The sequence below is a fragment of the Hazenella coriacea genome (genome assembly GCF_004341825.1).
In the GTDB taxonomy this organism is placed as follows: Bacteria; Bacillota; Bacilli; order Thermoactinomycetales; family Thermoactinomycetaceae; genus Hazenella; species Hazenella coriacea.
Window position 1 is genome coordinate 16300 of the sequence record NZ_SMAG01000006.1, and the last position, 21688, is coordinate 37987.

At 38.8% G+C, this 21688-nt stretch carries 19 protein-coding genes, 1 pseudogene and 2 CRISPR repeat arrays; of the genes and pseudogenes, 5 read left to right on the forward strand and 15 right to left on the reverse strand.

All coding sequences use genetic code 11. From position 1 onward, the window contains the following. The 10 genes and pseudogenes from EDD58_RS10725 to cas6 all read right to left on the reverse strand — a co-directional run bounded on the left by EDD58_RS10725 (position 1) and on the right by cas6 (position 10250). Positions 1 to 597, reverse strand: coding sequence for an HAAS domain-containing protein (locus EDD58_RS10725; RefSeq protein WP_131925442.1), 597 nt, complete (start codon positions 595 to 597; stop codon positions 1 to 3). A gap of 161 nt (positions 598 to 758) precedes the next feature. Continuing rightward, positions 759 to 1082, reverse strand: a pseudogene (locus EDD58_RS10730) (PadR family transcriptional regulator). A 214-nt stretch (positions 1083 to 1296) separates the two neighbouring features. Next, positions 1297 to 1856: direct repeats of the CRISPR family, unit length 29 nt; unit sequence CTTTACATTCCACGTAGTTCATATAAAAC. Positions 1857 to 2066: 210 nt separating this feature from the next. Next, positions 2067 to 2330, reverse strand: a complete 264-nt coding sequence (cas2, locus tag EDD58_RS10735) for a CRISPR-associated endonuclease Cas2 (RefSeq protein ID WP_131925606.1) — start codon at positions 2328 to 2330, stop codon at positions 2067 to 2069. 2 nt (positions 2331 to 2332) lie between these two features. Further along, positions 2333 to 3316, reverse strand: coding sequence for a type I-B CRISPR-associated endonuclease Cas1b (cas1b, locus tag EDD58_RS10740; RefSeq protein WP_131925444.1), 984 nt, complete (start codon positions 3314 to 3316; stop codon positions 2333 to 2335). After that, positions 3313 to 3828, reverse strand: a complete 516-nt coding sequence (gene cas4, locus EDD58_RS10745) for a CRISPR-associated protein Cas4 (RefSeq protein ID WP_131925446.1) — start codon at positions 3826 to 3828, stop codon at positions 3313 to 3315. The genes cas1b and cas4 overlap by 4 nt, the downstream gene beginning before the upstream one ends. Positions 3829 to 3842: 14 nt before the next feature. Continuing rightward, the gene (gene cas3 / locus EDD58_RS10750; RefSeq protein ID WP_165875939.1) at positions 3843 to 6122 is read right to left on the reverse strand and encodes a CRISPR-associated helicase Cas3'; all 2280 of its coding nucleotides are present in this window, start codon (positions 6120 to 6122) and stop codon (positions 3843 to 3845) included. Positions 6123 to 6241: 119 nt separating this feature from the next. Then, a complete protein-coding gene (gene cas5b / locus EDD58_RS10755) occupies positions 6242 to 6904 on the reverse strand; it encodes a type I-B CRISPR-associated protein Cas5b (RefSeq protein ID WP_131925450.1) in 663 nt (220 codons plus the stop codon). Next, positions 6885 to 7805, reverse strand: a complete 921-nt coding sequence (cas7i, locus tag EDD58_RS10760; RefSeq protein WP_131925452.1) for a type I-B CRISPR-associated protein Cas7/Cst2/DevR — start codon at positions 7803 to 7805, stop codon at positions 6885 to 6887. Before cas7i ends, cas5b begins: the two co-directional genes overlap by 20 nt. After that, positions 7798 to 9516, reverse strand: coding sequence for a type I-B CRISPR-associated protein Cas8b1/Cst1 (gene cas8a1, locus EDD58_RS10765; RefSeq protein WP_131925454.1), 1719 nt, complete (start codon positions 9514 to 9516; stop codon positions 7798 to 7800). The genes cas7i and cas8a1 overlap by 8 nt, the downstream gene beginning before the upstream one ends. Next, complete coding sequence (cas6, locus tag EDD58_RS10770) at positions 9513 to 10250, reverse strand: CRISPR-associated endoribonuclease Cas6 (protein ID WP_165875940.1); 738 nt, start codon at positions 10248 to 10250, stop codon at positions 9513 to 9515. Before cas6 ends, cas8a1 begins: the two co-directional genes overlap by 4 nt. A 270-nt stretch (positions 10251 to 10520) precedes the next feature. Beyond that, a CRISPR array of direct repeats spans positions 10521 to 11932; the repeat unit is 29 nt; unit sequence GTTTTATATGAACTACGTGGAATGTAAAG. Between the two features lie 23 nt (positions 11933 to 11955). Here cas6 and EDD58_RS10775 point away from each other — a divergent pair. Next, positions 11956 to 12306: a rhodanese-like domain-containing protein gene (locus EDD58_RS10775; protein ID WP_131925458.1), complete on the forward strand. Its 351-nt coding sequence runs from the start codon at positions 11956 to 11958 to the stop codon at positions 12304 to 12306. Between the two features lie 43 nt (positions 12307 to 12349). Next, positions 12350 to 13588 carry an MFS transporter gene (locus tag EDD58_RS10780; RefSeq protein WP_424321666.1) on the forward strand — a complete coding sequence of 413 codons (1239 nt, stop codon included), beginning with the start codon at positions 12350 to 12352 and terminating at the stop codon, positions 13586 to 13588. A 422-nt stretch (positions 13589 to 14010) separates the two neighbouring features. Here the strand turns inward: EDD58_RS10780 and EDD58_RS10785 are convergent, their stop codons facing one another. The 5 genes from EDD58_RS10785 to EDD58_RS10805 all read right to left on the reverse strand — a co-directional run bounded on the left by EDD58_RS10785 (position 14011) and on the right by EDD58_RS10805 (position 18214). Continuing rightward, positions 14011 to 14727, reverse strand: coding sequence for an ABC transporter ATP-binding protein (locus EDD58_RS10785; protein ID WP_131925460.1), 717 nt, complete (start codon positions 14725 to 14727; stop codon positions 14011 to 14013). Beyond that, a complete protein-coding gene (locus tag EDD58_RS10790; protein WP_131925462.1) occupies positions 14720 to 15541 on the reverse strand; it encodes an ABC transporter permease in 822 nt (273 codons plus the stop codon). The genes EDD58_RS10785 and EDD58_RS10790 overlap by 8 nt, the downstream gene beginning before the upstream one ends. A gap of 138 nt (positions 15542 to 15679) precedes the next feature. Continuing rightward, positions 15680 to 16279: a nitrous oxide reductase accessory protein NosL gene (locus tag EDD58_RS10795; protein WP_131925464.1), complete on the reverse strand. Its 600-nt coding sequence runs from the start codon at positions 16277 to 16279 to the stop codon at positions 15680 to 15682. Continuing rightward, a complete protein-coding gene (locus tag EDD58_RS10800) occupies positions 16276 to 17568 on the reverse strand; it encodes a right-handed parallel beta-helix repeat-containing protein (protein WP_131925466.1) in 1293 nt (430 codons plus the stop codon). The genes EDD58_RS10795 and EDD58_RS10800 overlap by 4 nt, the downstream gene beginning before the upstream one ends. A 184-nt stretch (positions 17569 to 17752) precedes the next feature. Then, positions 17753 to 18214 carry a GNAT family N-acetyltransferase gene (locus tag EDD58_RS10805; RefSeq protein WP_131925468.1) on the reverse strand — a complete coding sequence of 154 codons (462 nt, stop codon included), beginning with the start codon at positions 18212 to 18214 and terminating at the stop codon, positions 17753 to 17755. Between the two features lie 524 nt (positions 18215 to 18738). On the opposite strand from EDD58_RS10805, the gene EDD58_RS10810 reads away from it, so the two are divergent. The 3 genes from EDD58_RS10810 (at position 18739) to EDD58_RS10820 (ending at position 21528) form a co-directional block, all read left to right on the forward strand. After that, positions 18739 to 19377, forward strand: coding sequence for a lysoplasmalogenase (locus EDD58_RS10810; RefSeq protein ID WP_131925470.1), 639 nt, complete (start codon positions 18739 to 18741; stop codon positions 19375 to 19377). Positions 19378 to 19465: 88 nt separating this feature from the next. Beyond that, a complete protein-coding gene (locus EDD58_RS10815) occupies positions 19466 to 20143 on the forward strand; it encodes a response regulator transcription factor (RefSeq protein ID WP_131925472.1) in 678 nt (225 codons plus the stop codon). Then, complete coding sequence (locus EDD58_RS10820) at positions 20140 to 21528, forward strand: HAMP domain-containing sensor histidine kinase (protein ID WP_131925474.1); 1389 nt, start codon at positions 20140 to 20142, stop codon at positions 21526 to 21528. Before EDD58_RS10815 ends, EDD58_RS10820 begins: the two co-directional genes overlap by 4 nt. Positions 21529 to 21688 lie beyond the last annotated feature (160 nt).

Sequence of the window (21688 nt, forward strand, 5' to 3'; positions counted from 1 at the left end):
TCAGCTTACTTTTTTTGATTCAATCCTTGAGTAAATAATTAAACTCGTGATTACAATAACCATAGCTGTGAGCATTTTATATTCTTCTGGTAGAGGAAACCACTCAACTACAATCTGGGGAATAAACAATAAAGCGGGAACAATGATCGAAAACCATGTTCGACTCCAAATAGCAATAGCAATAAAGATCAAAACGGCGATCGAACCTGCAATGATATTTCCAGTTGTATGTAATTCAAAGAAGGGTTCTCCCCATTTTTTATCCAATAAAAAGAGTGCCACATAGAAGAATATGGTTAGAAAACTCTCTACAAAAAAGAGAAGAATCTCTTTCCACTTAGGAACATTGTTTCTAGCTATATATTTTAAAACAAGAGCAAAGATCCCTAAGGCTCCAAGTGTTACAACTGGATAGCTAATCAAAGCAAGGATGGAGTAACTCACTGTTCCCCGAATAGCATCTCCGAGGAGAATATAAGCAAACGCACCTATCATAATGATTGGTATGGCTTTCATCAATCCTTTATAGTCCACTTTCATCTCATCAGATAATTGGTCCATATATTCTTTCGGTGAATATCCAATGATGTCATCCACACTTTTCTCATTTAGCTCTGCTTCTCTTAAATGATCTTCTAACTCTGTCTTAATCTCATTAATCTCTTCAAATTTTCACCCTTAGAAATTAAGTACAATCGTAAATGATCCAGAAACTCCTGACTTTCTTTTGAAAGCGTCATCTGATCCACTCCCCACACCTACCTCTTCTCATCTAATAGTCGATCCACACTGACCGCAAGCTCCTTCCAACGTTTGTTAAACTCTGTCAACTCCACCCATCCTTTTTCTGTCAAAGAATACTATTTCCGCTTCGGTCCCGTAGGTGAAGCCTTCATCGTCGAAGAAACCCACTTCTCCTTCTGCATACGAATCAAAACAGGATAAATACTCCCTTCACTCACCATCCTAAATCCATATGACTCCAACTTTTCAATCATCTCATACCCATAAGTCTCACCTTTGGAGATAATCGCCAGCAAACAACCTTCCAAAATCCCTTTCAACATCTGGCTTGACGACAAGTATGCGCCCTCCTTCTACGATTTCTTTGTTAGCTATCTTGTAATGCATGATAGGAGGCGGAAAATAAAAACTCGCTCGATCGAGCTATTTTGTATTGCAAGATAGTTAAATCGCAACAGGGATGGAAGGAGAAGACAAGGGGGTTGTGTATAGTTAATGGAGTTGGTATAAAAGCCTTAAGACCCCATAGACGAATTAGTGAATGAATTTAACTTTTTCATTCCACGTAGTTCATATAAAACTATTGACCGCAACAATTGTATCAGTCACTACTGTATTCTTTACATTCCACGTAGTTCATATAAAACCGGGGATATTACATGAGTAACGATAGTAAAGAAATGCCTTTACATTCCACGTAGTTCATATAAAACACTGGGGTTAACATTTACGGACTTTCAAAGCAAAGTCCTTTACATTCCACGTAGTTCATATAAAACTGGATCAGGAGTATGAACGAGTTACAGGAAAAAAACCCTTTACATTCCACGTAGTTCATATAAAACGGATATACAAAAAGCGTTTATCTTTGTTCGCTGCTCTCTTTACATTCCACGTAGTTCATATAAAACTTGGGACGTAGAGCTTGCCAACTCGTGGAGGATTCCACTTTACATTCCACGTAGTTCATATAAAACTAGAAGCGAAAGAAGGCGACATGGAAATGTTTTACAATACTTTACATTCCACGTAGTTCATATAAAACTTAGTAGGAATCCGCTTTGGGAAGAGGTTAAGCGGTTACTTTACATTCCACGTAGTTCATATAAAACCCTAATATCCGATAACAGCAAAAGCCTTGTACCATCAGCTTTTGCGAGGATGGTTTTCACTACTTAAACGTGTTTTTTGCAGTGAACCTCCAGTCATATAAATCGGTTTAGTCTTAATTTTACTTAAAAAGCTAGATATTACAAGGGTTAGTGCATTTTTTCTAAAAAAGAGATCTACTGCAAAATTACCTTTGCTCATATGAAACGTAATTACAGGAACATGTTTTCAAAAGACTTTTCTTGTCCGTATATTATCTTTTTGATATGGTTCGGATTTTTTACTTGGTAGATATAGATGGAGTCTGTTTGTTGATGAGCGATTGCATAGATTTCCGCTAGACATTGTTTTAGTTTTCCTTGTGTGATCTCCCCTTCAAATACGGAATTTTGGGTCCAAACTAAGTATTTCTTCAAGATTTTATGGACTTTGGATACTCTTTTTTCAGCAACATCATAAGTGATGATGACAAAGATGGTTACCACCACGCCTTCAAAGGTTTGTATACTTCATCATTCAAGAAATGCTTGACTAACTTATAACCTTCTAAGCGAATCAAGGTTCGGTAGGATACTTTCCGATTTAATTTCCGATGTTTGATCGTAGTTTTCATTTTTTTCTCATACTCACGAAGAAAAATTTGTTTTCCCTCATCGTTTAAGAAGCAGGCTTCTTCTATCCATTCAAAATGATTTTTCTTAATCATTCGCTTATTGATTAGATTAAAGATTAGTGGATCGACGATTAAGGGCTTAAAAATTTCTGCTATATCTAGGCTGAGGGAAAACCTCTTACTAGTAGGCTGATGTAAAAAGCTTACAGTTGGATTAAGAGTTGTTTTGTAAATCTCTCCAAGTACAGTCGTATACATGCGACTATTTCCAAACGAGATTAATGCATTGATAGGATTACGTGGGGGTCGCTTCTCTCTTTTTTCAAAATGAAAGAAAGGATCTTGACAAATATGTGGGAAGGATTGGTAGTAGATTTTGCGAATTTGACCTTCGACTCCCATCAGCTGATCTGGATGTTGAGCCGAAAATAGTTTTGGTTTTTCTAAAAGGATCAAATCTCTGTTGGCTTGAGTGGTTTCAGATTTTTTACGGAGATTTCTTAGGATATGATGAGTTGCACTGTCCAAAAACATTTTTGCCAAATACATGCGTTTTTCGTGATTTAAATAATACTCAGCTTGTTGAACATCAACATAGCCTGACACCTGTTTTTTTCTAGGTACAAATCCCCCTGCATAATAACCATAGTAATTGTACATGTGGACGAAGATCGATTGGGTATTCATATGATTGAAAAAGCTAGTGTTAAAGTCAACTTCACTGTAGATATGAATATTTTCTATTTGTTCAACAGGCAGGGTTCTTTTATTTCCCATGTGATCGATAAATAATAGTGTGTGATCTTTTCTCTTCAGACGACCTGGGTTGAAGATATAAATATCTTTCATGAGTCGATCTCTCCTACAAAGCAAAATGAATAATAGGAACAACTTCGGCAATAAGGAAGTTTTGTTTTCTTCGGAGGTAATGGTAACGAGATTACTCTTTGAATCTCTTGTAGACAGTTATTAATTATTTGTTCGTCTTCCTCAGTCAACTCCACTTCTTCAACCTTTTTCTCTTTCACATAGTGGATCTTTCCACTGCGTTTAACCCCAATATTCTTCAAATAATAGAGGTAGTATAAAAGTTGCATCCGGTCTGCTTGTTCCATTTTGCTACTCGATTTCACTTCACCCACATATTCCTGACCGATCAGGTCGATCTGGATGAGATCATCGATATTAACTTCCTTCTTTTTCTGCTTGTAACTTTGTTCATGAAGGATCTTTCCTTGTAGAACTAGATCACTTTCATGTTCCATCGTGATTTGTTTGGAGAAAAGCCAGAGTTTTCTCTGGCATACATAGTAGTAGTGAACGTTCGTTCCCTGTGTTTTAATAAGTTCAAAATCTACCATAATGGTAGCTCCCTCTATAGAAAGTTATCGTATTCATCATGCAAAACACCTCGTCCAGTTAGTGTTTGTGGATCAAATTCATAGTTGGCATTATATACATAGATATAATCATATCCACTTAAGGGAATCGGAGTTCCTTTTCCCTTAAGCTTATAAAAAGGAATGTGAACCGTTTCTTGTTCTATCTGCCACCTGATTTCCTTTCTCTTTTTTTGCAACTCTTTTCTTTGACTATGTTCATTTTTCGCACATTCTCTCACTTGACATCTCAGCTCTTGATCCTGTTCAAATAATGGTAATAGTTGATCGTAGATGGAACGTGGGATCACTGGCATTGTGGAAATATCTCGTAACAACTTCTGTGCCTCGTTTCGACTTAGCTCATTAGCGGATGGATATTGAAGTACTTTCCAAGCTTCCTCAAATTCTCTTAGATAGGAAGTGTTCTTTAAATTCTCAGTTCGATACATGGTTTCAACTAATGCCACTTTTGTTGCTTCAGGTAGATACTCATTTTGGTAAGGAATAAGAGCTTCCTTGCTAAGTGCAAATAAATCTGGATCATAGACTGCTTTTCTCCCAATCCCAGAAACCTCTTCGGAATAGACATAAATATTGGCCTCTTTATTCGTATAAGGTCGCCCACGATAACATCTTCCCATTCGCTGAAATAAACTATCTAGAACGGAGAGTTCTGTAAACAACACATCAAAATCAACATCGATTGAGGCTTCTACGATTTGAGTGGTAACCCAAATCCCCACTTCTGGATCTCGAACTACTTGGTTGGGTGCAAAAGAAGTGATCTTCTTTTCAAGTAAGGAACGATCTTTTGGGGTGAATTGTGAGTGAAGCAGATATACTGATGTTCCCTCATCCGCCAAGGCTTCATATACCTTAATGCTTTGACCCACCGTATTGCAGATAACGAGGACTTTTTGATGTTTACTTTTTTCGATCATGAGCGGAAGATCGTCTAAGATTCTTTGATCTTTCATCGTCATTCGATGTCGCACCAGTTGATTGGTAAATGTTTGACGAGTATAGGTCTCACCTTCAAGTAAGCCGATTTCATTCATCTTTTCTAGGAAAAAAGCAGGAAGTGTAGCTGTCATAATTAAAAACTTTCCACCCATTTGATGAATTTGCTCAATCGCTTTTAGTAAAACAGCTACAATCTTTGGGGAATAAGCTTGAATCTCATCAATGATTAACTTGGAATAGGCAAAGGTAGAGAGCCATTTTTCATGTCCTTTGAAATGAAATGGGAATGTTAACAATTGATCGATCGTAGAAAAAGTAAGCTTGCGGGATAACAACTGAGATTGGCGGAAGATCTGTTCTACGGTGTCCATATTTTGCTCATTCTTCTCTTGATCTTGATCCATGTTTAGAAGGAAATCTACAGCAGTTGAATGTAAAAGCCCTGCGATGGGTTGCTGCTCTCGATCAACAAATTGGATCTTAGATGGTTCAGCCACCCGTTGGTAGAGGGCATTCATACTCACCCGAAGCGGCAATGTAAAAAATCCCTTCTCTTTTCCTAACCACAACAGAGCAGCTTCTGTTTTGCCCATCCCTGTTTGTGCTGTTAAAACAATACTTTTGTCCTGATTGTCCATTGTAAACTCTTGCAAAGGACGTAAATTCCCTTGTAAAAAACAATAGGTATACTCTCCAATATGATAAGTAGAATGAAGTTCTACCTTCTCATGGGCACTAGCTGCATGATCTAGACGAAGTAATAAGCCTTTGATCAGTACATATTCAAAATACTCATCGTCGAGATAGTTGATGGGTTGATTAGCTAAGCGTAGTTGTAGTGTACCTAGTTTTTTCTGGATCGGATGGGAAAACTGCTGAGCAATTTCTTCGATCCGTGGCTGTAAATCCTTCTCGATCACTTCACGGATCACATCTTTAGAATCTCGCAATTCCTGTCTCCGGTCATGATGATAAGCAATGGTCTGGATGAGTATTTTTTCTTGAGACCTGTTCCAGCCGTTCTCAGCACTTAGTTCTTTTAATGGGACGAATAAAGGGGATATGTAATTATGGGGAATGTGATAGTCTATTTCACATTGTAATAGTGGGAGTTTGAGTACTTCTCGAATGACATTTTGAAAAACGGTATAAACTTTACCTATATCATGATATTGAACGGCAATCTCAAGGATTTTCCATTGAGCAGTCGTTAATAAATCAGGGTAGGTTTCCCGAAAAAATTGGAGATTAGCTAATAATTGATCTGTATGTTGTTGAATCGTTTCGACTGGATGTGACTTTGCGTACAATGTTTTACCTCCTACAGAGCTGATAGAATCCATCAATAGCTTTTGGAGTCCTATATTTGATACTCACCACTTTTCTGAAATTATGCTTTAAAAGTGGTGAGCGATCATGTGTTTTAATGTCACTTATAGGGGGAGAAAAAGTAAACCAGATCTCCTTCTTCATCTTTGAAAAGTGTCTCCTCTTCCAACAAATCTCCCTCTGTTAAGTAAAGAACATCTATCTTTTTCCAGATTCGTTGATCATGGAGGACATCATAGGTGGTATTGAGTCGATAACGAATTCCACTCGTTAGTTCAGGATCATAAAGGTAATCCAAGGGAATATAGATTCCTTGAGTTAACGTATGGTGGTGACCACTTGTTTCTTCCTCAGTGACATCCATCCAACTGATGCTATCGATTCTGACCAAATCTTCTTTACGACCTAAGCTTAAGTATTCACCTGGGGAGGATAACTCTTGAGCAATCTGATGTAGCAATTCCTTATCTGCAGAAATATGAATCGTCAGTGATACACCATATAAAAGATGAACATTAAGCGGTGAAGTAGCAATCGTATTTCCTTTAAAAAGAGAGGTTGTACGATAGTCTACAAACTTATCTTCATAGTTTCCTTGAATACTTACATTCATCTCTTGATAAGATGTGGCACCAATAATCCAATGAATCATACCAATCACAGTCGAATATGGAGGAATAGGATATGTTTCTCCAACTTTAAAAGCAAAAGGTTTGGTATAAGAGGCTGTTTCTTGAAACAACTTAATTTTCAATACTTTCATGTGTATCCACCGCATAAACATTTTGTACTTCTTGGGTTAGATATTCAAACATCTCCTGCACAGAATGAACTTGCTCTGTTGGAAGCAATTCAGAGATTTCATCTTCATTTCTGAACACACCTTTAGCTAAGCCCACATGTGTAGATGCTTGTACCTCTTTTCCAAACACCTTTTTCTCCAATCCGTCTTGTAACAGTTTCGTGTTTACCCCATACCCTGTAGACCGAATGTCAAGTTGTACTCTCCCCAAGAAAAATGGATTGCAAATGTTGTAGACTCCCCCAATGACAAACAATGGAGATAAGTTTTCCATACGACCCCGGATTTGCCTGTTAAGTAGATTAAGAATTTCAAGCAATTGTGTAACACGCTTGCATTTTTCTTCAACAGGAATTTCTAGTTCACGATCAACCCCAATCCGATCTAAGTCGATGGTGACGGTATACGTGTAAAAGCTGTAATGTTGCTCTACATTGGCAAGGTTATTATTTTCACCAATTCGTTGAGCTAATCCCATATTACTTAGAAACTCAAGATCACTTTTATATGATTCCAAGGAAATTGCTGGTGTGATTCGTGCCACAGCTTCTCGAGTTACCGCACCTACTCCTTTAACCGTTTTCATATAACCAAATAAGTCCATCTCTTCAGATATTTCGATTGTTGCATCTTCACGGAATTGAACTGTGCCCTTTTCCTTACTTACCGTTTGCAGATTCCAGTTAAACCACTCATGCCCCAAACGAACCATATCGTAACGTAAGCTTTGTCTCGAAGCATAGGTATACATTTGTCCGTTTCCTCGGCTCAATTTCTTAAGTTCTGCGATATTCCCTATCCCCTCGCCATAATTGAGACCATTGGCTTGGAAAATCATAGATATTGTAAGTCCTTTACTCATAACGATCTCCTCCCTCGGGTTTTGCCTGTAATCCTGAAATAAATGAATAACCCACTTCCACGAAATCTAGATCTTTTTCATGTAAAATATTGAGAAACAAAGATGGAACGATTCGATTGGATGTCATATAAACACGCAGTAGCGTATCAAAGAAGAGTTGCTTATTCCCTGCCTTACAAGCATTTAATAGCCGATATGAGATTCCTTGAAGCTGATTATCCTTTTGTTGCAAATGGAATAACGCAGCTAGTTCCTTCCCTTCGAAAAAAAGTTTGGTTAGCTTTTTATCTGACAAGGTTGACTCCCCCCTTAACCGATGTTCTAACTTGTGACGAGCCAGGATTGCCCAGAATACAACCTGTGCCTGGTGCTTATCACTAATGAGATTACGCAACGATTTTTCAATAAAATAAATGGTGTCTCTTCTTTTAAGAACCTCTTCGACAAACAGATGTTGCATCGACTTATTTTTCATGCGTTTAAGATCGCTGGCATCTTCTTTGAAAAAGAGCGCCAACTTTTTAGGAATGTGGAAATAATGAAGCTTCGAATTTTTCTTTTCCACTGAGAACTCGAGAAACAAAATATTTTGCAACGTATAGATTGATAGATCCTCAGTTGTTTTGAGTAATAAATCATAGATCAGCTCTTGGAATGGATTGCTTTCATTTCTCTTATTTTCAAATACTTTGTTTTCTGCCACGAGATGCTTGATGGAAGTATATAAGTTCACAAAGCCAAAGGTTGGAGTATACTCAGTACTCCCAAAGTGACTCTCCCTTTTCAGATAATAGGTAAAAGAGATTGATGAGCAAAATAGTAAAAAACGAGTCATATTCGAAATGAGAATCGTACTTCTTCCATCCCACGCCATGTTCTGGTTCTCTAGGCTTAGTCCCAAAGGAAAAAACATCTTTTCCTCAAACTGAATAGAGCTGGGAAAGTCAGGTTGTACAGAACAAGGTAAAATTCTTTCTATAGACTGTGTTTGCTTTATAGCTTCGTTGACTAGCTTCTTTAAATGTCCTTGGGTTTCTTTCTCTTTTTTCTTCTTTTTTAATTCTACTTCTAGCTGATCGGTTGGCACTGTTCTGACCCAGTCCATCAGCTTACATTCTGCAATGACTGGTTTGATGTAGTCATCATGAAACTTTTCAATGAATTGTTCCTTTGTGCCTTGAAAGCTTGGATTTAAAAAGCTAGGCTGTCCAAATAAAGCACTCAGAACAGAGCGGATATAATTGATAGTTAAAACATTATTGATATTTGTATCTTCTAGTACCATTAAATAAGAATGTGTAACAGCTTCTAGAGCTTCATAATCCTGATAGGTCTTGATCGTTTTTAACTGACCTAACAAGTCTTCAATCTGATCGATAGTGGCTTTATCGATCTTTGCTTTTTTTAACTTATCTCGAGTGGACTTAATAGTTTTAGCGATTTGGTCCTTATTCGCCTTTAAATAATCCTCACGCTTCGCAAATTCTAGCTGTTTTTGAAATCGTAAACGATCCTGCTCATATTTACTAAACTTTTCGATTAAGATATCAAAAAAGTGAACCGCAAAGGAATCAAGAACCGCAGGATCAAATTCTATGTAATGTTGACCCACCTGATATTGAGATGGACTAGCAGATCGCTGTAATACAGTTAAAAAGCCGAGAACACCTGCATTGATAAACCACTCATCCAGATAGATTCGTTTATTCAAGGTTGAATCACCTCGATCATCCCCCAACCGGAACTCCGTCGAAATCCAATTCCCAATTGATACAACGTTTGAAGATCTTCCGGATGTCCCTGCAAGAGAAACTTCCCTTTATATCCCTCAAGAAATAAATAGGAACGTTGTTTTTCCTCTTGTTGTTGATGGATTGCATCTTTCACGACCACTTTCTTCATATCAAGTGGAGTTAGGCTCAATTCTGAACGTAATCCAAAGCCACGGTAATTCTTCAAATTTAAGTTGGTAATGTAGTTGAGTTCATGTTGAAAAGTGGGATCACTTGGAGAGACAGGACGATTCTCCCTGTCTTTGATGTATAATGGGGAAAGTGTCTGACAGACCATAAAAGGATCGTCGAAAGTAGTTTTTTCATTTAAAACACGAACTCTTCCCTTTGCTAACTGAATTCCTTGGTACTGAAAGTCTTTCTGTCGAAGGAGTCCATTATAAAAGTGAATCATCCATTCAGGATCAGGAGAACTGACAAACAAGTCTACCTGCCCTCGGATCTCAAAAGAGTCGCCTTCCAGCTGATAATCTTTCAAAAACACTGCGAAGGTAAAGTTTTTACTCTGCTTATTTTTCTTGCCATCATAATAGTATAACTTCTGGTAGTATTCTTGATCTGAGGTTTCCAAACACTTTTTGATCAAACTGACAAACAACATATGGTAGGTAATTGGAAGCTCTTTACAATGCAAAGTACATTGTACTCTCATCACGCTCCTCCTTTCTCCTAATCTATTATAAATTGACTTCATTATACATGTTTAGGCGGGTCATTTTTGGGCAACCTAACAAAATATTTTGCAGTGGATCTCTTTTTTGGAACATCTCCCAAACACCCTGTTATTACTAGGTTTATAAGCGATTTATCCATATCCGATAAAATAACACTGGACATCTGCTGCAAAAAAGCTCGTTTTTCACCTATCCAAAACCTTGGAAAGCCTTGGGAATAAAGGTTTTTAGATGATGTGAATTTCAGGGTTTTATATGAACTACGTGGAATGTAAAGATCTACTTTTCCGTCAATTTTTACTTTAAGGGGATAAAGGTTTTATATGAACTACGTGGAATGTAAAGTTATAAATAAGACATTCTCTAACTACAATGGTTATTGTTTTATATGAACTACGTGGAATGTAAAGTCAGATCTGGGAGATGAACAGGAAAAGGAGTCGAGCGAGTTTTATATGAACTACGTGGAATGTAAAGAACTTTCTCCCTAGCTCTATAACGGCTTAATTTTCTAGTTTTATATGAACTACGTGGAATGTAAAGAAAGACACGAGAAAGAAAAAGACAGCACCAGCATCTAGTTTTATATGAACTACGTGGAATGTAAAGAGATTTGAAACAGCTGTCAAAACAACTGGATATACCGTTTTATATGAACTACGTGGAATGTAAAGCTGGATCCAGACGACGAAAATACGTAAGGTAAAGTAAGTTTTATATGAACTACGTGGAATGTAAAGCTGGATCCAGACGACGAAAATACGTAAGGTAAAGTAAGTTTTATATGAACTACGTGGAATGTAAAGGCTGCATATGTTTCCAGGCGATGAGGTGGACCAGGTGGGTTTTATATGAACTACGTGGAATGTAAAGAAAGTACGCACTTGCTTCAAGTGTATTAAATTTTTTAGTTTTATATGAACTACGTGGAATGTAAAGACCGAATCAGCCGACCAGGTAGATCCAAGCAACCAAGGTTTTATATGAACTACGTGGAATGTAAAGAATTAAAAATTGCGGCGGTTTTCCCTGATTTAATCGGTTTTATATGAACTACGTGGAATGTAAAGGTAACTACATACGTAGTTATATGCGAAGTCGAGAGGTTTTATATGAACTACGTGGAATGTAAAGTATCAGCAATTAGCAACTGAGCCTCTGAAATAATCCTGTTTTATATGAACTACGTGGAATGTAAAGGCTTGTACAGCTTTTATGTACTCATCTGCTAATTCGCGTTTTATATGAACTACGTGGAATGTAAAGGAGTATACATACGTTTTACTCATCAGTTATTCTCCGTTTTATATGAACTATGTGGAATGTAAAGTCATTTGACCTATTATCTTTTGAAGATCGGATTGAAAGTTTTATATGAACTACGTGGAATGTAAAGAATACTTTAGTATCATTGCTCCCCATCCTCTCCAAGTTTTATATGAACTACGTGGAATGTAAAGCCCTCCCTGAGAAGCTCCCAACGGGAGGAGTCGCAGGGGAGTTTTATATGAACTACGTGGAATGTAAAGACCTCTTTACTCGTATGGTCTCGGGGGCTTTCTTTTGTTTTATATGAACTACGTGGAATGTAAAGTATGATGTGCTATCACAGGAAGAAGTGATTCAAATTAGTTTTATATGAACTACGTGGAATGTAAAGAGCTGTGGGATGAACTTCCATTGATGAGAATTCCCGTTCGCAAATTTAAATCTGATCGATTGGAGACGATGGGTTTCCACGAATGGCTAAACCATAAAGATAAGGGAAATCTGATATTAATCGATGTGAGACCCAAAGAAGAGTATGCCTATGACCATCTGAAGGGAGCTATTTCGATCCCGATTGATGAGTTGATAATTCAGTTTGAAAAGTTGCCTAAGGATCAGGAAATAGTTGTATATTGTCGAGGTTCCTATTGTATGTATGCCACAGAGGCAGTTGAACTACTTCGATCTAAAGGGTATAAAGCGGTTCGCTTAGAGGCTGGGATCTATGAGTGGAATCAGCTGAAAAGGGTTATGGCTAAAAATTAATAAAAAAGCATTTGATCTTTATTTATCAACTTCTTTTTGGAAGGTGAATGCGTTGAAAAGTTCTTCCCCTCAAGTACAAGTGGGAGTAAAAGAAAATCTTGTGCAGTTTTTATTATTAGTGATTATTAACTTATTTGTCGGATCTATGGTTGGACTTGAAAGAACAATTCTTCCCATTATAGGCGAAGAACATTTTGCTCTTACATCGGTGAGTGCAGCCCTTTCTTTTATCATTAGTTTTGGCTTTTCGAAAGCGATTGTCAACTTATTTGCTGGTAACTTAGCAGATCGAATAGGAAGAAAGCAAGTCCTACTAATCGGGTGGGGAATTGGTTTATTTGTTCCGTTGCTCGTCATTTTTGCCCAGTCTTGGTGGACGATTGTGTTTGCCAATATACTTTTAGGTATGAATCAAGCTTTGACGTGGTCCATGACTGTAAATATGAAAGTGGACTTAGCGAAAAAAACACAAAGAGGTTTAGCCGTTGGGCTCAATGAGTTTGCGGGCTATATCGGAGTCGCCTTGATGGCAATGGCCTCAGGTTATGTCGCTTCCACTTATTCTTTACGTCCTGAACCTTTTTATATGGGTGTCGGGATCGTTATGATAGGATTTATTCTTTCTTTGATGGTTCAAGATACCCAAAAGCACTTAAGACTTCAGTCTCAACAACAAAGAAACGTTCAACCTATTCGGACTAGTGAAGTGTTCCAACAAACCACATGGAAAGATAAAAACCTCTCCAGTAGTAGCTTGGCTGGCATGACAACCAATTTAAAAGATGGTATGGCTTGGGGGCTTTTCCCTTTATTTTTCACTTCAAGTGGACTAACCGTGGGACAAATCGGAACGATTGTAGCCATTTATCCAGCCGCTTGGGGATTCTTCCAACTTTTTACCGGCGTGTTAAGTGATCGCATTGGGCGTAAATGGTTGATTACCCTTGGAATGTGGTTACAGGCGGGTTCACTTTGGTGGATTCTATGGGTTGATACCTATTTATTATGGATCTTGGGTGCTCTCCTGTTAGGGATCAGTACAGCTATGGTTTATCCAACGCTCATCGCCTCCATTAGCGATGTGGCTCACCCGGAGTGGCGTGCTACATCCATGGGAGTTTATCGTTTTTGGCGTGATAGTGGTTATGCATTTGGTGCTATAATGGCGGGTCTGCTTACCGACTTTCTGAATGTCCACTGGGCCATGGGGCTAGTTGCATTTTTACCTTTCATCGCAGGAGTTATCACTTCTGTTCGTATGACAGAAACTTTAAAAAGGTAAACCGTTTCAACTAGATCCTACCATATTAAAGATACTTCCCCACAAAAAGAAGCTACCCCTAAAGGTAGCTTCTTTTCTACTTCTCCCATGGATTCTTGACTTCGGGTTTCAATGCAGAATCTTTTTTTGCGTTTAGATAAGCGTTTGGTGAAAGGCTATACGAACCATGAGGACCTCTTATGTAACTACTCGCCGGGTTATCAGGTTTTACATCTGTTTTCGAAAAGTACCACCATTTTTTCAAGGAAGATCAACTCCAATTAAAATAATTTTCCGATAAGATCATATACATTCCCTTTACATATATAAAATTCCTGCAAAACTAAAAAAATGAATCTAGATCTATGTAAATAATACTTTTTCATTTACTTTCCAAATCAAAAACCCAGACTTAGCAGATCAGTCTGGGTTCTCTTCTATACCTATGCTTTCTCCGGTTCGGCAATGATCGAAAATAGTTCTAAAATGAGTTCTTCTTTTTGATAACTAGCTGCTTCGATTTTCTTGAGACATTTACCTTGTTGCATGAAACAGATCAGATCTCCCACTTCAGCTGCGACATCGAGCTGGTGGGTTGAAAGGAGTACCGTTGTCCTCTCTTCTTTTAGCTGGTCGATCAGTTGGATGAATTGTTTCATCCAGTAGGGATCGAGCCCATTGGTCGGCTCGTCCAATAGGAGTAATTCAGGCTTACCGAGGATCGCTTGGGCGAAGAGAAGGCGTTGTCGCATCCCTTTGGAAAGGCCAGTTAGTTTTTGAGCTTTCTTCTCGATAAGACCGACTTGGTTGAGGGTCTCTTCGACTCGCTCAGCACTGACTTGACGCAAGGAAGCGTAGAACGAGAGAAATTCTTGTACGGTCATGGTGGTGGGTAGTTGAAAGTCGTCAGGCATGTAGCCGATCCGTTTAACATAGTTGGTACGATCTTTCCAGAGGTCAACCCCATCTAGTTCGATCTTACCGCTAGATGGAGGAATAATTCCCGCTAAGAGTTGAATGAGTGTACTTTTGCCCGCTCCATTTCCTCCACAAAGGACGAGACAGTGGTGGCGAGGAATGGACAGGGTTAATGGTTCCAAAGCGGTTGTTTGGGCATACACTTTGGAAACCTCCTTGATTTCGACAATCGTTTTATCCATGTGTTTTGTTCCTCTCCATCATCCATTTCGTTATGAAACCGATTAGGCTCGTATAGACAAGCATGTAAACAACTAGTAATAACCAACCATTCCACGATTGGAAGCTTTGAAATAAGGCGTCGTAGGTCTGTCCGAATACTGCTCCACCGTTCAATTGTATAACCATCCAGACTCTGATCCATTCAGCGGGGTTAATAAACAGGATAACCTTCATGGCGCTTTCAATCATCGGGTATGGGAGAAAGCTTAAAACACTGATTAAGATAATCGGCCAGATCATGATAAGGACAAACCAGATGGCGATGGATCGCATCAAGGCTTGCCAACGAGTCGCTGATTGTACACCGACCAGCATCCCTAAAAGTAGGAAAAAGAATAACAATAAGATTGCAAAGAGATAGACAGCAAGTACCCAAGTAAAAGTAAGTGGTACTCCGAATAAGGGACTCAGCCCTACTGTGAACCCTAAGCTTCCCGTCAGGATGATCCACTGAGCGATGAATTGTCCCAGAAACTTCCCGATCAGATACTCCCATGAAGACACAGGGTAACTAAGCAACAACTTCCATTGACCGCTCTCTCGTTCATTGGTGATGGAAAAGGATGAGAGGACAAGCGTCAATAGAGGAAGTAAGTAAAGAATCAGATTAAACATCGTCCCCGTTACATTGGTGTAGTTGCCAAAGTTAGGGATATTTTGCTGAATCAAGATCACCAGGCTCATCACGACAACCCATAAAAGCAAAAAAGTGTAAAAGGAGCGTTGTCGGGTCATATTACGTAGTTCGAATCGGCAAATCGTCCAGAGATTCATGGCTCCCCTCCTTTATGAAAAAGAAACCGAACCCTCAAAAATTCGGTTCGATGGATGACTCAGGAGTGAGTGTGGGTGAAGTTTAAGACATTCGTCATCCATCCTACCGTTTCTTAAGAGCTCGGTCAATGTAATCCTTTATTTATGTGTCGAACCATGTTCTTGATGATTTCCATCTGTTCCATGAGTGTTACCATCTGCATCGTGACTAGTGTCAGCATCATCGTGACCATGATCGCCATGTCCACCGTGTTCTTGTTTCATCTTTTCCATCATTTCTTTATTTCGATCCCAACCGTGGCTCTTTAGCTCTTCTGCTTTCATCAGTTTCCCTTTGCCTTCTTTTTCAATAAACTGTTTGGCATCGCTTTCTTTTTCAAAAGAAACCATTCCGTAAGCCATCGGTGTTTTAATATCTTTGTCATATACAAAGAAGGCTTTGTCTAGAGCGATCCAGTTCTTGGAGTTATAATCACGAACGAAATGAATCGGATTTTTCTCATTTTGATTTTCTTTCATCCATTGATGCATACAACCGATGTCATCAAATTTTAGTACTTTTCCATTCTCTAGATGTGTTTGGGTTGCAAATTGATCATCTTTAACAGCCATTTGGCAAATCGCACATTTATCATTTTTTTCATCAATCGCTACTGGTTGAACTTCTGTCTCATTACAACCAGTAAGAGCAACGACGAGTAATAAAACGCCAATCAGTGGTAAGATAAACTTTTTCATCTCTGGTTCCTCCCTAGATAGAAAACTATAGAACTGATTAGTAACATGACCATACCAAGCAGCCATACCCAGTTCGCTGACTGAGATGACAGGTTTCCTTGCTGATGAATGGGCCCCAAGGCAGGATGTTCATCCACTAACAACATCGATGGTGGACTTTTGAGTATCTTTTCCAATAAAACCATACCTGGTGCTTGAAAAAAGAGCTGAAACGCAGGGTATTGATAAGAAAGGCTTAGAAAATATGGGTCAGCATGATAAGGAATGTCGCTCGCTCCATCTCCTGTCCAATCTAATCGCAGGGGTTGCTCCCAATAATTGTTTGCGATCTGATTTTGAACGCTTTCAACTGCTTGTGCTTGGTTTACATTGGCAATGAAATCATTATTAAAAAATTGATTCTCTTTGGCTTGATTTGCCTGGAAACCGATGTAATTTGCTAGAATCTGGTTATGTTTAAATAAGTTCTGGCTCGAATGATCGATAAAGATTCCAACACGATTGTTGGCAATCCGATTCCCCTGCACACGGGTATCAGTCGCTTTGTAGAAAAACAAGCCTTGAGAGTTCACATGAGCCTGGTTCTCTGACAACTCATTATCCAAAATATCTGTTTGGTGGGTTTCCATCACCATCGCTCCCGTCACATTGTGTTGGGAGACATTTTTCATTAGCTTAGTCCCATCCGAAAACATGAGATGATATCCATAGCGAGACTTTTCTACTTTGTTATATGAAATCTGATTCTGGTGACTGTATTCGACATAAACTCCATCCAACACACCTGTAATCTTTGAGTGTTGGATTACATTATGGTCGCTATACCACAGATCGATTCCGTTTTGTGGTTGGTCTTGATTGGTTCCTACGATCGTTACGTTTGTGATCATATTTTGAGAAGCTTCATCCAATTTGAACCCATAACCACTCGACTGAATATGAAGTTGGTCGAACTGATGATGATCTCCTTTTACCGAAACTGCGACCGTCTCATCATCGGCCCCACATTGAATAATCTCCACATTTTTTAGGGTGACATGATGTGAACCGATCGAAAGAACAGGTTGTCCTGTACAAGAGCGGAGAACTACTTTGCCAGTTCCCTGAATGGTAAGTGGTCGATCTACAGTCCAATTCCCTTCATAAATCCCCTCCTTTAACTGAATCACGCCTCCCTCAGGGGTTGAGCGAATCATTTGCTCGAGGTTGGGCTCAGCCTGAGCCTCGTTAGGAATTAATAAGATAGTACAAAAAAAGAAGCAAAATAAGGTCAAAATCCTTGGTTTCATGAGATATGTCACGTTCCTTTCAAGTGGTGACCGTCAAGGAAACTATATTTAGTGTAACGAACGAAGCATCAAAGTCCTATGACTCGATAGGGCTATTTTCATCAGTAAATGTGATCATCTGTTGAACTGGAGAGAGTTGGAAGAATAGTTGGAATTGCACTTGATTGAATTGTTCACTAGCATTTCAAAGTTTTTTAGCCAATCGAATCAGATCCCTACAAGGGATTCCATTCTCCATGATTTCCTCATCATAGTGATGAACAAAAAAATCTGGTTCTACCCCCACAATACGAAATCCACATTTCTGGTATAAAGCTAAGGGGGCTAAACTTGAGTTTCCCGTTCCGATCTCGATCGTTCTGCATCCCATGGAACGAGCTGTTTCGATGGCATGGAGAACTAATTTTTTACCCATACCTCTTCCTTGATCAACTTCGGAGACTGCTATATTAACGAGTTCGACTGTTTGAGGTCGGGTTTCTAATAGAACATAGCAACCAACTGTTTCTCTCTCCTTTTCTGCTACAAAGCAAATTCCCCGATGAAGATAACTATTAATCATGATTGGAGACGGATCAGCAAGCATCAGTAACGACTTAGGTGGTATTTCATTCTCTTTTAACCTACGAATTTGTAACTCTTTCATTTAACATTCACCCTATATTTCGATTAAAATAGAAAGCTCTTTGCCTATTCTAACTGCCAATAGGAATAGAGAACAAGTAGCAGAACCGCGCTCATGAGTGGATGAGACTCTAATAACAACAAAATTTGGCAAATCGTCAAACATCGGAAGTTCATCAGACACACCTATCGAAAGATGTAGTAACTTTTCATATATAATAAAAGTCAGTTGTATTGAAACACCTCAAGAAAGGGATTAACCATGGCAAAAAACGCACCAAGAAACGAAAAAGTGCTCCACAATCCCTCTTTAGCTAACCTCTCTGATTGTTTATAATTTTATTAAAGAAATTGAATGGTTCTTCAGTATGAATGAGTTGGATACTTCAACTCTTTTACTTACTCCAGATGTCGGGAGGGTGAATTAATTTCTATAACTCTTCACAAAGCACAAGGTTATGAAGATTCCATATCCAGCACTGGTTCCCTAAGTAGTAGTCATGGGGATGAGAGTGAATAATAACAATGTAAAGGAAGTGTCTAGACATGCTGGTAAACATTCTCTCCATCGGAATTTTGCTTTCAGGTGTAAGTTACCTATTTGCTCTTAGTGCACGAAACCCCATCTGGCGGTATATTTTAAAGCCAGGCACAATGGTATTGATTATCGGATTAGCGATCACTGGACTCCCTGATTCAGGAACCGTTGGTTGGCTCATCCTCATCGGCCTACTCTTTTCGATCGCCGGAGATATCTTTCTCATGCTCCCATCCGATCGCTTTATCCAGGGATTATCCTCATTCTTTATCGCTCATGTTCTTTATGTACTTGCTTTTGGTCAGCTCTCATTTACCCTAGGTGTAAGCTCTTGGATCTATGCTACTATTTTGTTAGTAGTCGCCGTTACTTATTATGCATTATTATTCTCTCCTGTTCGAGAACAAGGTGGAATGAAGCTACTGATCGCAGTTGGTTTATACATTTTGATTATTTCTTGGATGGTCTGGCAAGCACTATTAACTGGACAAGAACTCCTCATCGCTGGTGCACTCCTCTTTTATCTATCTGATGCCATTTTGGCTTGGAATCGGTTTAAGAAGAAATTGGTTTGGGGAGATTATGGTGTGATGATTACCTATTATTCCGCCCAATACTTGTTGGCTTTAAGTCTTAGTTTTCAATAATTTCGAGCGAGCAACCCTCTCTCCATTGACATAAAATAACTTTATGAATTCCGCTCAGTCCAACGAACATCTAGGAGGATGGACGAAGATGATACATATTTTACTCGCTGATGATGATCCCCACTTACGAGAGTTAGTTCGCTATCATTTACAAAAAGAAGGTTATACTGTCTACGAAGCACCAGATGGTGAAAACGCTTTACAAATCTTAGAGCAGGAGCACATTCATCTCGCCATTGTCGATATAATGATGCCTCATAAGGATGGGTATGAATTATGTGCTGAGATTCGAGAGTACTATGATATTCCTGTGATTATGCTAACCGCTAAGGACCAATTGGAGGATAAAGAAAAAGGATTTGACTCTGGCACTGATGACTATTTGGTCAAGCCATTTGAACCCAAAGAGCTTCTATTTCGTATCAAAGCATTGTTAAGACGCTATCAAATGGTAAGTGCTGATGTACTAACACTCAACGAGACAACTCTTGATCGTAGAAGTTTTGAAGTGCGTTTCCGCGGCAGCATGATGATGTTACCCTTAAAAGAGTTTGAACTTTTATTCCAGTTGGCGAGCTATCCAGGGCAAGTGTTTACACGAGAGCAGTTAATTCAGTGGATTTGGGGAGCTGACTTTGAAGGGGATGAACGAACCGTTGATGTTCATATTAAACGGTTGCGAGAACGATTTTCAAAGCGAACGGACGACTTTTTGATCAAAACTGTTCGCGGTTTAGGCTATAAACTGGAGGTTACCCCCAAGTGAAAACTTTATATTTACGATTTGTCATGATTACAATTGCAATTATCCTTTCTAGTGGGATACTTGCTTTTTTCTTATCTAACATCTACTACCAGATGACTTTAAAGTTATATAATGATCAAAAGATCACTCAGTTCGCCAAAAACATTGCTACTTTTTATGAGCAAAATCCAGAAACTCCAAGTGAAGAATACTTAAAAAGCGTCTCCCATCTTGGCTTCCAATTATACCTAGTCAATGGTGAACAACAAGGAGCTTTTTATGGGGAACCATTTCGAGATCAACAGCTCGATCCGCAAGTGATCCAATCTGTTTTGGAGGGAGACACTTATCATGGAGTAGCTCAGTTTCCTCCTGGTTTGTTTATCACTGGCTTTTTTGATAAGGAACTTAGAAACACGATTGGGGTTCCACTTAAAGTAAACGGTCAACCGCACGCTTTATTTGTTCGACCTGATGTAGAAAAGCAATTCGGAGAGTTGCGGCTCTTTTTTGCGATCCTCGTCTTGTTGATGATTGGTATTAGTATTTTGTTAATCCTGTTAGGAACTCGTTATATTGTTAAACCTATCACCACCTTGACTGAAGCAACCAAAAAAATCGCAAGTGGAAACTATGGAATTCAGCTAAACGTTTCGAGAAGTGATGAAATTGGTGAGCTCGCCCGTCATTTTTCAAAAATGGCTCAAAGCTTAGCTCGACTCGAAGCGATGCGTCAAGAGTTTGTCTCTAATGTCTCTCACGAAATTCAATCCCCCCTCGCCTCGATCCAAGGATTTTCACAAACGTTGCAATCTGATGATCAAATTCCACATGAGAAACAGCAACGCTACTTAAAAATTATCGAACAAGAAAGTAAACGAATCTCACAGGTAAGTAAACAATTGCTCACTCTTGCCTCCTTAGATAAAGAAGAACGAGCACTGGAGAAAAGTACATTTAATTTAGCTGAACAAATCAGACAAGTCTTATTCATGTTGCAGTGGAATTGGCAAGAAAAAGATCTGGCAATTGAATTGGATCTTCCTGAAACGCAGATTCATGCAGATCAAAAGTTATTACACCAAGTTTGGACGAACCTTCTGACGAATAGTATTAAATTTACTGAAAAAGGTGGAACCATCTCAGTCGTCATGGAGCCAATCCATAAAAAAGAGGTGCGAATTCTTGTCAAGGATACTGGAGTAGGTATCCCAAAAGAGGAGCAATCCTCCATTTTTGAGCGTTTTTATAAAGTGGACAAAGCACGAAAACGGGAATTAAGCGGAAGTGGTCTGGGGCTTTCAATTAGTAAAAAGATTATTGAGCTCCATGGTGGAACCATTCAAGTAGATAGTCAGGTGGGGAAAGGAACGACTTTTATCATTCACCTTCCTACTAATAGTTAATCATCTACTCCTGATCCATAGTTAAATAAGAAAAATTCTCAAACCAACTTCAAGCTGGAGTTGGTTTGAGAATTTGGATGGCGCAATCAATCTCTGAATTTTACATATATAATAATCTTGTTTTTCTCGGACATACTTTTAAATGAAACAAAATCAAACT